Raw genomic sequence first — 12,829 nt, 5'->3', positions numbered from 1 at the left:
TTTAGAATTGGTGGAGAACGGCCGCCGAGTCAGCTCGAAGGTCTCGCAAGAGTTACGTCGAGATATGTATCGAGGACGAAGATGAGTGAACAACCGCGGGGTTACTACTACGCCGATGTCGTTGCAGTGGAACAGCTCACCGTGCACATGGTGCGCGTGACGTTCGGCGGCGAGCATGTCGCGGGCTACCGCACGCTCGGGGTTCCCGACGAATGTGTCGGCGTCTATTTTCCTCGGGCGGGGGAAATGAAGCCGCCGCCGATGACCGAGGTCGACGGCGTGTGGTGGTTCCACGGTCTGGACGACGCACCGGAGGGCCGCAACTACACCATTCGTTGCCTCGACGAGACGCGCGGTGAGCTGACCATCGACTTCTTCGCCCACGAGGGCGGCGTCGCGGCCACCTGGGCACAGCAGGCCGCGCCAGGGCAGACGGTGCTGTTCACCCGTCCTCGGTCCTGGTACTCACCGCCCGCCGACGTCGAATGGCTGTTGCTGGTCGCGGACATGACCGGGTTGCCCGCACTCGGACGGCTCGTCGAACAGTTGCCTGCCGGGATGCGGGCGCATGCGATCGTCGAGGTTCTCGAACGCGGCGACATCCAGTCCTTCGAGACCCAGGCCGACGTCACCTTCGACTGGCGCATCGGATCCGGAAACGGCGACAGCGCAAGCGTTCTCGATGACGCGGCGCTGGCCTACCCCGTGCCCGAGGGACGTGGGTACGTGTGGTTCGCCGGCGAGGCGTCGTCCTCGCGTCGGGTGCGCAAGCACTTCCGCAAGGAATTGGGCTACGACATCGCGTACTTCGACATCATCGGTTACTGGCGCGCCGATTCCGAGAAGTGGCTCGAGAAATACAAGCAGTACCAGGAAGAGGCGCTGGCGGTGTACAACGGCGTCATCGAATCCGGCCGCACCGAGCAGGAAGCCAGCGAGGCATTCGATGCGCTGCTCGAGCGGGTGGGGCTCTAACTCTGGAATACGAAGTTCGGCAACTCCAGTGTCGCCGCGTCGGGGCCGAGGAACTTGCTGGTCACGGCCTGCACAGGCTTCGATCCGGCCAGGCGCAGGACGGTGCGAAATGCGGCGACTCCCACCGAGGTCTTCGGATGCGCGACGCGCGGCACGCCGGGCGGGAGTTTCTGCGCCTGATCGACGAACGGACGCATACGCGCCTCGAAGGCCTCGAACCCGGCGCGATGATCGGTCGCCCGTGCGAGTTCACCGGCGAGCACGTACGCACCGGTGACCGACAACGTGGTCCCCATTCCGCTCAACGGCGTTGCGCACCAGGCGGCGTCGCCGAGCATGCCGATTCTGCCGTTCGACCAACGCGGGGCCTTCACCTGCGCCAGATAGTCGACGTACAGTTCCGAGTCCGGACCGAGGGAGTCCAGGATCCGGGGCACCTCCCAACCGACATCGGCGAACTGCGTCCGCAGCGCGGCGACGACCTGCTCGGTGGACGCGCCCTCGTAGCCGCCGGCGTTCGACACCCAGGACAGGCTGAATCGCGTCGTGCCGAGGTTGTCCGGTCGTAGGTTCGCCACTCGCGATCCGGGGGCGTTGTACCAGCGCCACCAGCCGTCGTCGCTCGGTCCCTTCGGCAGTACGCCGTAGGCGGTGTACAGGCCGACCGGGGTGGTCTCGGCCTCGCCGGCGAACACCAGTTCTCTGCTGCTGGAACGTATTCCATCGGCGAAGAGAACCAGATCGAATCGCTCGGACGGCCCCGACGCGAACGTCACATCGACTCCGTCGGCATCCTGGGCCACGTCGAGAACGCGATCGCCGTAGCGATACTCGGTTCGGGGTCCGGCGGATTCGACCAGAATCCGCGCGAACTCCCCGCGCAGAATTTCCAACTCCGCCGTCGGGCCGTCTTGGGAGCCATCGCCGGCCGGGAAGGCCGCGATGGTGGCGTTTGCGTCGTCGACGAATCGGGTGCCTTTCTCGGTGGTGCCGTTCGCGAGCAGGGTCTCGTCCAGGCCCATGCGCCGCAGCACCTCGCGGCCGGAGCCGCGCACGTCGATGTTCTGGCCGCCGAGTCGCAGTTGCGGAGCGCGTTCGAGCACGGTGACCTCGTAGCCGGCTCGGTCGAGCCAGAAGGCGAGAGTGGGGCCGGCGATGCTGGCACCGGTGACGAGCACACGAGAAGACATGGGGCGCGGATGCCCGGGCGGCCGGTCGTTCAATCCCGGAGGGAAAGTAGCTGAGCCTCACCTTTGTGGTGTACTTTCATCGAATTGTCCGAATGACCCGTTTCCGTCAGGAGAACCGTGTTCACCGTTCGCCGTCTGGCGCTGCTCTCGTGCAGCGCAACCCTCGCCCTCGGTCTCGTTGCATGCAGCTCGGAAGGCTCGTCCGACGAAGGCACGTCCACCTCCGAGTCCGCAACCGCCGAGTCCGCACTCGTGGTGTACTCCGGCCGCGGTGAAGAGCTCGTCGACCCCCTGATCGAGCGCATCGGTGGCGGTATCGAGGTCGACTACTCGGGCAACACCAACGCCCAGGCCGCGAAGATCCTCGAAGAGGGCGACGCCACCCCGGCGGATGTCTTCTACGGTCAGGACGCAGGCGCACTCGGTGCCCTCGACGAGGCCGGTGCCCTCGCGCCGCTGCCCGAGGACATCCTCTCCCTCGTTCCCGAGCAGTACCGCGGTGCCGACGGCACCTGGGTCGCCACCTCCGCGCGGGCCCGCGTGCTGGCCTACAACTCCGATTCGGTGCAGGCAGCAGACCTGCCCACCGGTATCGACGGACTGCTCGACCCGCGCTGGCGCGGACAGATCGGCTACGCACCCACCAACGCGTCGTTCCAGGCCTTCGTCACCGCCCTGCGCGTGCAGCGCGGTGAGGACGGTGCCCGCACCTGGCTCGAAGGCTTCGTCGCCAACGAGCCCGTCGCCTTCGAGGGCAACAACCCGCTGCTGACCGCAGTCAACGACGGACAGGTCGCCACCGGCCTGCTCAACCACTACTACTGGTACCCCTTCAAGGACGAGAACGGCGACGACGCCCCGGTCGAGCTGCACTACTTCGAGCCCGGCGACCCCGGCGCGCTGATCAACGTCGCCGGTGCCGGTGTGCTGGCCGACTCGGACAACCAGGAAGCGGCATTCGACTTCGTGCGCGAGTTGCTCTCCACCGAATCGCAGACGTACTTCGCGAACGAGACCGCCGAATACCCCGTCATCGACGGAGTCACCTCGGACTACGACCTGCCGCCGCTGTCCGAGCTGGGCTCGACCGATCTCGATCTGGGCCAGCTGTCGTCCCTCGAGGAGACCCAGACCCTGCTCACCGACGTCGGAATCATCTAGGCGGTGCCCACGTCTGCACTCCAGCCGCTTCGGCGGCGCCACTTCGGCGGTCGTCCCGTTCTCGGGACGACCGCGTTGTGCGTGGGAGCGCTGACGCTGACACCCTTGGTGTACCTGTTCGTTCGAGCGTTCGACGGCGGAACCGAGAAGGTGCTGCGACTGCTCCTGCGGCAACGAACACTCGACCTCGCGATCCGTACGGCAACACTGACTCTCACCGTGCTCGTCGCGTCCGTCGTGGTCGGGACCCTGCTGGCCTGGTTGACCGTCCGTACCGATCTACCGGGGCGACGCTTCTTCGCGATGGTCCTCGCCGCTCCACTCGCCATCCCGTCCTACGTGTCCGGGTACCTGTGGATCGCCGAATTCCCCTCGTTGGCAGGCTTTTCCGGTGCCGCACTGGTGCTCACGTTGTCGTGCTTCCCGCTGGTGATGCTGCCGGTCTCCGCGGCGTTCGCCACCGCCGACCCATCGTTGGCCGAGGTCTCGCGAACCCTCGGTCGAGGTGCCGTGCGCACGGCGCTGACCGTCGAGTGCCGTCGCGTGGTTCCGGCCGCGGCGGCGGGCGCTCTGCTGGTCGCGCTCTACACCATCAGTGACTTCGGGGCGGTGGCTCTGATGCGATACGACGCCTTCACGCTCGGTATCTACAGTGCGTACCGCGGGGGACTCGATCGCACCGCAGCCGCTGTTCTCGGTCTGGTCCTCGTGGTGGGTGCGTTGGTGCTCACCCTCCTCGAACGGCGTGCCCGACGCGGTGCCACGGCGAGGGTGGGATCGGGAACCGATCGGACGGCCGAGCCGGTCGTGCTCGGCCGCTGGCGTATCCCGGCTCTCGCCGTTGTCGTTGCGGCACTGACACTCTCGGTAGTGGTGCCGATACTGGCCCTGGCGCGATGGCTCAGTCGATCGTTGCGATTCACCTTCGACTGGGTGGACGTGCTGGCCGTCACGGCCAAGACCGTCCAGTACTCCGCGACCGCCGCAGTGGTGGTGGCCGTGCTCGCGTTGCCGGTCGCGCTGTTCGCGGCCCGATCCACGTCGAGGGCCGCTCGGGGTGCCGAGTTGTCCACCTACATCGCGCACGGGCTACCGGGTATCACCGTCGGGCTCGCCACGGTCTTTCTCGGAATCCGGTTCCTGCCGTCGTTCTACCAGACGGCGGTTCTGCTGGTACTGGCATACGTGGTGCTGTTCCTGCCGTTGGCCGTCGGCAGCACAAGAGCTGTCGTCGACGCCACTCCCGTTGTCCTCGAGGATGTCTCACGGACGTTGGGCGCGGGCCGGCTCCGCACCGACCTTCGGGTGACGATTCCGATCGCGGCACCCGGCATCGCCGCCGGGGCCGCTCTGGTTTTCCTGACCGTCGCCAAGGAGCTCCCTGCGACGTTGATGTTGCGCCCTCGGGGAGTCGACACTCTCGCGACTACGCTGTGGTCCACCACCGAGGCGTTCCGATACGGCGAGGCGGCTCCCTACGCCCTGGCCCTGATCCTGATCTCGGTGGTCCCGACGGTCGTACTGACACGAGCGCTGGGGCGCACGACGCGGAAGCGAGTAGCACTGCCATGAGCATGGTGATCTCCGGTCTGGTTGCCTCGTACGGCAGTACGGCTGTGCTGCACGGGATCGATCTCGACCTCGGCGACGGCGAGATGCTCGCCGTCCTCGGTCCGTCCGGCTGCGGCAAGACGACTCTGTTGCGATCCATTGCGGGCCTGCACCGCATCGATGCAGGCCGGATCACCTCCGATGGGCGGGACATCTCGGTGGCGGGGCAGATTCAGGTGCCACCGGAGAAGCGGGGGATAGGCCTGATGCCGCAGGAGGGTGGACTCTTTCCACACCTGTCGGTACGAAGGAACATCGAATTCGGTTTGCGTGCAGGGTTTCTGCGGCCCTACCTGTCCGGTCGCGCAGAGCGCATGCACCGCGTCGACGAGATGCTCGAGCTCGTCGGACTGCCGGACGCCGGTGGGGTCAAACCCAGCGAGCTCTCGGGCGGCCAACAGCAGCGCATCGCGTTGGCGCGCGCGCTCGCTCCGGCTCCGTCGGTGGTGTTGATGGACGAGCCGTTCGCCGCCCTCGACGCGGGACTGCGAACCTCGATCAGGCAGGACGTACGAGAGTTGTTGCAGTCCAGCAAGACCGCGTCGATCCTGGTCACCCACGATCGGGCGGAGGCGCTCGGAACTGCCGATCGGGTCGCCGTGCTGCTGGGTGGTCGCTGCGCCCAGATCGACACACCGCGTGAGGTGTACGAGCGACCCGCCACACCCGCCGTCGCGCGCTTCGTCGGCGATGCCTACTTCGTCGACGCTGCAGCCGAGGGCGGCCACGTCGACACCGTTCTGGGACGTCTCGAATCCACCACCCGAGCGACGGGAAACGGGCAGGCGCTGCTCCGGCCCGAACAGCTGGCGGTCTCGGAACGCAAGGACGGCGCATTTTTCGTCGAACACGAGTTCTTCACCGGCCCGGAATCCTCGGTCACCCTGCGGCACAGGGACACCGGGCTGCGGCTTCGGGCGATTGCCCGGACCGCCGACCGATTCGCTCCCGGTACCGTAGTCGAGGTTTCAGTGACGTCGCCGGTGCACTGGTTTCCGCGTCAGGTGAGTTGAGAACTATCGGGTCGGTTCCGCTGCCCGGTTGGGCATGAACAGTGCCGCGACGGCCATCACCGCTGCCGCCGCCAGGACACCCAGAAAGACCGGATGGATGGCGTCGGACAGTTGTTCGGGGCTCGGATCGCCGGAGACGCGCGAGTTGACGATGGCACCGAAGATCGCGACCCCGACTGCGCTGCCGATGGACCGGGCGAACATGTTGGTCGAGGTGGCGACGCCGCGCTCGGACCATTCGACGCTCGACTGAGCGGCAATGAGGGTGGGGCTGGCGATCAGACCCATGCCGAGGCCGATCACGAAACACACCGCGCCCACCTGCCACACCTGCGAACCGGCACCGAGGCCGGTGGCGAATGCCGCTCCGACGACCGCGATGGAGGCACCGACGAGCGCCGTGGTGCGGAAGCCGAAGCGCAGATACACCCGTCCGGACTGGGATGCCGCGATCGGCCAGCCGAGGGTCAGGGTGGACAGCGAGAAGCCGGCGACGATCGCGCCGGTACCCAGAACGCCTTGTACGAACGTCGGCACGTACGAGGTCAAGCCGAGGATCAATGCACCGACGAGCAGCGAGATGAAGCTGCTGACCACCAGGACCCGACGCGTGAACACCCACAGCGGAAGGATCGGCTCCTCGACTCTGGTCTGAACCACCGCGAAAGCGGCGAGCAACGAGACTCCGGCGGCGAAGATGGCGATGCTGACGGGGGAGTTCCATGCCCAGGACTGGCCACCTTCGAGCAGCCCGAGCAGCACCATCGCTGCGCCCACCGTCAGCAGCCCGGCACCGAGGTAGTCGATCTTGGGCTTGGTGCGTTCCACGGCTCCCTCGTCGAACTTGCGCCACAGCATCCCCGCGGCCAACGCGCACAACGGAATGTTGATGAAGAAGATCCAGCGCCACGACAAGTATTCGGAGAAGATCCCGCCGAGCGCAGGCCCGAGAACCGAGGACATGGCCCAGACGCTGGCCAGGTAGCCCTGCACCTTGGCGCGCTCGGCGAGGGTGTAGATATCGCCGGCGATGGTGATGCCCATGGGCTGCACGGCACCCGCCCCGAGACCCTGGATCGCCCGGAACACGATCAGGGCGGGCATGCTCCAGGCCAGTCCGCACAGGATCGAGCCGAGCAGAAACACCGCGATGCCGAACAGCATGATCTTCTTGCGCCCGAACAGGTCGGCCAGTTTCCCGTACAAAGGCACCGATACGGCCTGCGCCAGGAGATAGATGGAGAACAGCCACGGAAACTGGGTGAAGCCGCCCAGGTCGTCGACGATGGACAGCACCGCCGTGGCGATGATGGTCGCATCGAGGGCGACCAGAGAGGTGCTGAGCATCAGCGCGACCAGGATCGGTCCGCGTTCGGAGCGGAATCCGACATCCGACGTCGTGTTGTTCGTTGCCACAGCTACCAGTCTGATCCCTGCAGACGCCCCCACCGCCACCGGCCCAGATAGTGTTGAACACCGTGCGACCATCACTGAGTAGCTACGAGCATCTGGCCGGCGGCAAGGTCCGCGATCTGTACACCATCGACGACGCGCATCTGCTGCTCGTCGCGAGCGACCGAATCTCGGCATACGACCACATCCTCGACACCCCGATTCCGGACAAGGGACGTGTGTTGACGGCCATGAGCGTGTTCTTCTTCGAGGAGCTCGGCGGTGTCAACCACCTGGCCGGCGATCCGCTCGACGAACGCATTCCCACCGAACTGCTCGGCCGTGCACTGGTGGTGAAGAAGCTGAGCATGGTTCCGGTCGAGTGCGTGGCGCGCGGCTACCTCACCGGCTCCGGGCTGACGGATTACAACGCGACCGGCTCGGTGTGCGGCGTAGAGCTTCGGCCGGGGTTGATCGAATCCAGCAAACTCGACCAAGCGATCTTCACCCCCGCGTCCAAGGCCGAGATCGGCGACCACGACGAGAACATCACGTTCGAACAGGTCGTCGACCTGGTCGGAGCCGAACTCGCGTTCAAGTTGCGTGAAGACACCATCGAGATCTATTCGCGCGCAGCCAACTTCGCTCTGGAACGCGGAATCATCCTCGCGGACACCAAGTTCGAGTTCGGCACCGACGCCGACGGCAACCTCGTCCTCGCCGACGAGGTACTCACGCCCGATTCCTCGCGTTACTGGCCTGCCGATTCGTACGAAGAAGGTCGCGTCCAGCCGAGTTTCGACAAGCAGTTCGTCCGGGACTGGTTGACGGGCGAATCCGGTTGGGATCGCAACTCCGACACTTCACCGCCACCGTTGCCGGACGACATCGTCGCCGCAACCCGCAGCCGCTACATCGAGGCCTACGAGCGCATCTCGGGCCTGAACTTCGACGATTGGGTCACGCCATGACGATCACCCCACCCGTTGCCAAGAAGGTGCCGCACGAGCGCACCCATCACGGCGACACCTTCATCGACAACTACGAGTGGTTGCGAGCCAAGGAAGATCCCGAGGTGATCGCCTACCTCGAAGCCGAGAACGCATACACCGAGCAGCAGACGGCCGGCCTGGAGTCGTTGCGCGGCAAGATCTTCGACGAGATCAAGTCGCGAACCCAGGAGACCGACCTGTCCGTGCCGACGCGCATGGGCCAATGGTGGTACTACTCGCGCACCGTCGAGGGCAAGTCGTACGGTCTTCAATGCCGTTGCCCCGTCGACTCTCCCGACGATTGGACCCCGCCGACGTTGTCGTCCGACGTGGACGTTCCCGGTGAGCAGGTCCTGCTCGACGCCAATCTCGAGGCGGAGGGTCACGACTTCTTCTCCCTCGGTGCGTTCTCGATCAGCCTCGACGGCACGCTGCTGGCGTACTCCACCGACACCGAGGGCGACGAGCGGTACACGTTGCGTTTCAAGAACCTCGAGACCGGAATGCTGCTCGCAGACACCATCGAGAACGTCGCGCCCGGGGCCACCTGGACGGCCGACGCCACGCACGTGTTCTACCTGACGGTCGACGAATCCTGGCGTCCCGACACCGTCTGGCGGCACACGCTCGGCAAGTCCGGAGACGTCAAGGTCTTCCACGAGCCCGACGAAAGCTACTGGGTCGGTTTCGGTTCCACCCGTAGCGAGAAGTACCTGATGATCTGGGTCGGATCGAAGATCACCTCCGAGTGCCTGGTCCTGGAATCCACCGATCCCGAGGGCGAGTTCCGCGTCGTACTGCCGCGTACGGACGGCATCGAGTACAGCATCGAACACGCTGTCGTGGCCGGTGAGGATCGCTTCCTCATCACCCACAACGGCTCGGTCAACGGCTGGGGCACCGAGGGGGAGAAGGCCGAGAACTTCCTGCTCGCCGAGGCTCCGGTGAGCGATCCTTTGGATCAGCGCATCTTGGTGCCGCATCGCGACGACGTCCGAGTCGAGGACATCGACGCCTTCGCCGGACATCTGATCTTCACCTACCGGCGAGAAGCATTGACCCGCATGGCGATCTGGCCGCTGACCGACGAGGGATACGGCGAATACCGCGAGCTCGAGTTCGACGAGGAGCTCTACTCGGTCGGAGCCGGCTCGAACCCCGAGTGGGATCAGCCGCTGCTGCGGATGGTCTACACCTCGTTCATCACTCCCGGGCAGGTCTACGACCTCGACATCGCCAGTGGCGAACTGCTGCTCCGCAAGTCGCAGCCGGTTCTGGGGAAGTTCGACGCCGCGGACTATGTGCAGCATCGTGAGTGGGCCACTGCGCCCGATGGCACGCAGATTCCGCTGTCGGTCATCGCGCGAAAGGACGTCCCCGAAGGGCCTGCGCCGACGCTGCTCTATGGCTACGGATCGTACGAGGCGTCGATGGACCCGTCGTTCTCCGTCGCTCGGTTGTCGTTGCTCGACCGCGGCATCGTCTTCGTCGTCGCGCACGTGCGCGGCGGTGGTGAGATGGGTCGGCACTGGTACGACAACGGCAAGACGTTGAAGAAGAAGAACACCTTCACCGACTTCATAGCTGCCGCACAGCATCTCATCGACACCGGCCGCACCTCACCGCAGCATCTGGTCGCCGACGGCGGCAGCGCGGGCGGACTGCTGATGGGTGCGGTGGCCAACTTGGCACCCGAGCTGTTCAACGGCATCCTCGCCAACGTTCCGTTCGTGGACCCGCTCACCTCCATCCTCGACCCGTCACTGCCGCTGACGGTCATCGAATGGGACGAATGGGGAAACCCGTTGGCGGACAAGGAGGTGTACGACTACATGAAGTCGTACAGCCCGTACGAGAACGTCGAGGCCAAGGACTACCCGTCGATCCTGGCGATCACGTCCATCAACGACACCCGCGTCCTCTACGTCGAACCCGCCAAATGGGTTGCGGCGCTGCGCGCAACGAAGACGGGGGACTCGGACCTGCTCCTCAAGACCGAAATGAGCGCCGGACACGGCGGAGTCAGCGGACGCTATGAGAAATGGAAAGAAGCGGCTTTCGAGTACGCGTGGATTGTGAGCGCCTCCGGCGCACGTGCATAGAAATTCGTAGCCTGCTACGAATTTCCGCTCACATGCGGCGCAGCCGCTCTAACGCCAGACGTAGCGGACCTGCGGTCGCCCGGCCTTACCGTATTCGGTGTGCCGAGTGACCAGGCCGTCGTCGGCGAGGCGTTCGAGGTATCGCCATGCCGTCACTCGGGAGACTCCGACGACCTTGGCGGCCTCGGATGCGTTGAGTCCGTCGGCCGCTTCCTTGACGCTGGCGGTGATGCCGTCCATCGTCTGCGGGGCAATGCCTTTGGGAGTCGAGACGCGTTCGTCGGCCGTGCGTAGATGCGCCATGGCACGGTCGATGTCGCGTTGACTCGACGCGTTCTCGCCGGCAGGCAACGCGGCATGGAATTCGCGATAGCGCTCGAGCTTGTCGCGGAACGCAGCGAACGTGAAGGGCTTGAGCAGATACAGCACGATGCCGTGCGCCACCGCCGAACGCACCACCGACAGATCCCGCTCGGAGGTGATGGCGATGACGTCGGGACTCGGCCGCAGACCGCCGAGCGCGGCGGCCACGTCGATGCCGCTGGCGTCGGGCAGGCCGATGTCGAGCAACACCAGATCGACGGCCTCGGTACTGGCGAAGCGCATGGCCGACGCTCCGGTGTGCGCCACCCCGGCCACTTCGAAGCCCGGGGTGCGCTCGACGTACGTCTTGTGGGCCTCGGCGATCAGCGGTTCGTCGTCGACGATCAGCACCCGGATCACGAGGTAGCTCCCGGAATTGTCGCAACCAGGACCGATCCGTACGTCACTTCTGAGGTCAGAGTGCCTCGATGGCGCGTGATCACCTGGGCTACCAATGCCAAGCCGAGCCCGCGCGAGCCGGACTTGGTCGAGTAGCCACGCCGCAGAGCAGCTTTCAGCGTTTCGGGCGGCATTCCCGGACCGCTGTCGGCGACCCGGACGACGAGTTCACCGTCGGCGTCGCGGACCGTCACTTCGACCCAGGGCTGGTCGGATTCTTTCGAGGCATCGATCGCATTGTCTATCAGATTGCCGACCAGCGTGACCAATTCACGGGCAGTGAGCACACCCTCGTGTTCCATCGCGGTGTCGTCGGTGATCGTCAGCTCCACGCCCTGCTCGGCGGCCTGACTGACCTTGCCCAGCAGCAGCGCCGCGAGTGCAGGCTCGCCGACGGAGTTCATCAGGCGGTCGATCAGCGTCTGGGAGAGTTCCAGGTCGGCCGTCGCGAACTCGACGGCCTCCTCGGGTCGGCCGAGCTCGACCATGGTGATGACGGTGTGCAGCCTGTTCGCCGACTCGTGAGCCTGCGAACGCAGCGACTCCGCAAAGCTGCGTACCGAGTCCAATTCACCCATCAACGAACGCAATTCGGTCTGATCGCGAATCGTCAGAACATTGCCCAGGCGTCGGCCCTCCCACATCACCGGATCCTGGTTGACGACGAGCACGCGATCCTTCGTCAGATGCAATTCGCCGCGCACGATGCCGGTGTCCATCTGCTGCATCGACTCCGGCAACGACTCGAACGAGACCGGGCCCTCCGGCAGATCGAGGAGGCGTCGGGCCTCGTCGTTGACCAACTCCGCCTCGTCGCCGCGGCCGAACACCAGCAGTCCCTCACCGATCGAGTGCAGGACGGCGTCGTGATGTTCGTACATCGTGCGCAGTTCCGCCGGTGCCATTCCCAGTGTCTGACGCCGGAGCCGTCGGCTGAGCAATGTCGAACCCGCTGCGGCGACGACAAAAGCGGCGAGCACCACCCCGATGATGAGTGGAAGGCCCTGGAAGAACTGATCGCTGATCTTCTGCCGGGTGACTCCCGCCGAAACGAGCCCGACTATCTCGCCGGACGAGTCGGTGACCGGTGTGACCGAACGGATCGACGGACCGAGAGAACCGACGTACGTCTCGGTGAACGTCTCGCCCTGCAATGCGCGATCGATGTTGCCGCTGAACGGTTTACCGATCAGGTCGACGGTGGTGTGCGTGAATCGGGTGCGATCCGGAGCCATGACGACGATGAAGTCGACGCCGGTGACCTGCCTGATCTTCTCGGTTTCCGGTTGCAGACGCGACGTCGGGTCGTCGGACTCGATCGCGATAGGCGTCGACGGTTCGTTGGCGATGCTCACCGCGATCGCCGTGACTTCGCGTCGGGTCGCGTCGTCGCTGTTGGACCGTTCGTTGAGCACCGTCAGGATGCCGCCGGCGAACACGACGACGCCGATGACGACGAGCTGCAACACCAAGACCTGGCCGGCGACGCTCAGCGGGCGCTTCGAGGACAACGCATTCCTTTCGAGCAAGAACATTCGGTGTGAACGAAATGAACGTATAGGTGACTCCTGTCACGGCGTCGAGCAACATCATCTCTCAGCAGGGGTGATGCACCTCACTCCACTCCCCGT

The 12,829-nt window shown here is 65.4% G+C and carries 10 protein-coding genes; 6 read left to right on the top strand and 4 right to left on the bottom strand.

The window, feature by feature from the left end; genetic code table 11:
* Nucleotides 1–81: 81 nt before the first annotated feature.
* Nucleotides 82–975: a siderophore-interacting protein gene (locus MTX35_RS04830; RefSeq protein ID WP_243593871.1), complete on the top strand. Its 894-nt coding sequence runs from the start codon at nt 82–84 to the stop codon at nt 973–975.
* Here the strand turns inward: MTX35_RS04830 and MTX35_RS04825 are convergent.
* A complete protein-coding gene (locus MTX35_RS04825) occupies nt 972–2,165 on the bottom strand; it encodes an FAD-dependent monooxygenase (RefSeq protein ID WP_243593870.1) in 1,194 nt (397 codons plus the stop codon). The genes MTX35_RS04830 and MTX35_RS04825 overlap by 4 nt on opposite strands.
* 117 nt (nt 2,166–2,282) lie before the next feature.
* Here MTX35_RS04825 and MTX35_RS04820 point away from each other — a divergent pair, with 117 nt between their 5' ends.
* The 3 genes from MTX35_RS04820 to MTX35_RS04810 are packed head-to-tail and all read left to right on the top strand — an operon-like array spanning nt 2,283 to nt 5,950.
* Complete coding sequence (locus MTX35_RS04820) at nt 2,283–3,326, top strand: iron ABC transporter substrate-binding protein (protein WP_243593869.1); 1,044 nt, start codon at nt 2,283–2,285, stop codon at nt 3,324–3,326.
* Nucleotides 3,327–3,329: 3 nt separating this feature from the next.
* Complete coding sequence (locus MTX35_RS04815) at nt 3,330–4,898, top strand: iron ABC transporter permease (RefSeq protein ID WP_243593868.1); 1,569 nt, start codon at nt 3,330–3,332, stop codon at nt 4,896–4,898.
* On the top strand, nt 4,895–5,950 hold the full coding sequence (locus tag MTX35_RS04810; protein ID WP_243593867.1) for an ABC transporter ATP-binding protein: 1,056 nt from the start codon (nt 4,895–4,897) through the stop codon (nt 5,948–5,950). Before MTX35_RS04815 ends, MTX35_RS04810 begins: the two co-directional genes overlap by 4 nt.
* A 3-nt stretch (nt 5,951–5,953) precedes the next feature.
* Here the strand turns inward: MTX35_RS04810 and MTX35_RS04805 are convergent, their stop codons facing one another.
* The gene (locus MTX35_RS04805) at nt 5,954–7,366 is read right to left on the bottom strand and encodes an MDR family MFS transporter (protein ID WP_243593866.1); all 1,413 of its coding nucleotides are present in this window, start codon (nt 7,364–7,366) and stop codon (nt 5,954–5,956) included.
* A 62-nt stretch (nt 7,367–7,428) separates the two neighbouring features.
* Here MTX35_RS04805 and MTX35_RS04800 point away from each other — a divergent pair, with 62 nt between their 5' ends.
* Nucleotides 7,429–8,313 (top strand): phosphoribosylaminoimidazolesuccinocarboxamide synthase, encoded by an 885-nt coding sequence (locus MTX35_RS04800; protein ID WP_243593865.1) that lies wholly within the window; start codon nt 7,429–7,431, stop codon nt 8,311–8,313.
* Complete coding sequence (locus MTX35_RS04795; RefSeq protein ID WP_243593864.1) at nt 8,310–10,436, top strand: S9 family peptidase; 2,127 nt, start codon at nt 8,310–8,312, stop codon at nt 10,434–10,436. The genes MTX35_RS04800 and MTX35_RS04795 overlap by 4 nt, the downstream gene beginning before the upstream one ends.
* A 48-nt stretch (nt 10,437–10,484) precedes the next feature.
* On the opposite strand, the gene MTX35_RS04790 is transcribed toward MTX35_RS04795, so the two are convergent.
* A complete protein-coding gene (locus tag MTX35_RS04790) occupies nt 10,485–11,159 on the bottom strand; it encodes a response regulator (RefSeq protein WP_243593863.1) in 675 nt (224 codons plus the stop codon).
* Nucleotides 11,156–12,733, bottom strand: a complete 1,578-nt coding sequence (locus MTX35_RS04785; protein ID WP_243593862.1) for a sensor histidine kinase — start codon at nt 12,731–12,733, stop codon at nt 11,156–11,158. Before MTX35_RS04785 ends, MTX35_RS04790 begins: the two co-directional genes overlap by 4 nt.
* Between the last annotated feature and the right edge of the window lie 96 nt (nt 12,734–12,829).

The organism is Rhodococcus sp. ARC_M12 (genome assembly GCF_022810385.1).
In the GTDB taxonomy this organism is placed as follows: domain Bacteria; phylum Actinomycetota; class Actinomycetes; order Mycobacteriales; family Mycobacteriaceae; genus Rhodococcoides; species Rhodococcoides navarretei.
The sequence above is the reverse complement of the archived record's forward strand: the minus strand, read 5'-3'. Positions and strand labels throughout refer to the sequence as shown.

Excerpts from the sequence above, each read along its gene's own strand:
- MTX35_RS04830 (WP_243593871.1), top strand. The coding sequence starts at position 82 with ATGAGTGAACAACCGCGGGGTTACTACTACGCCGATGTCGTTGCAGTG.
- MTX35_RS04825 (WP_243593870.1), bottom strand. The coding sequence starts at position 2,165 with ATGTCTTCTCGTGTGCTCGTCACCGGTGCCAGCATCGCCGGCCCCACT.
- MTX35_RS04810 (WP_243593867.1), top strand. The coding sequence starts at position 4,895 with ATGAGCATGGTGATCTCCGGTCTGGTTGCCTCGTACGGCAGTACGGCT.
- MTX35_RS04795 (WP_243593864.1), top strand. The coding sequence starts at position 8,310 with ATGACGATCACCCCACCCGTTGCCAAGAAGGTGCCGCACGAGCGCACC.
- MTX35_RS04785 (WP_243593862.1), bottom strand. The coding sequence starts at position 12,733 with ATGTTCTTGCTCGAAAGGAATGCGTTGTCCTCGAAGCGCCCGCTGAGC.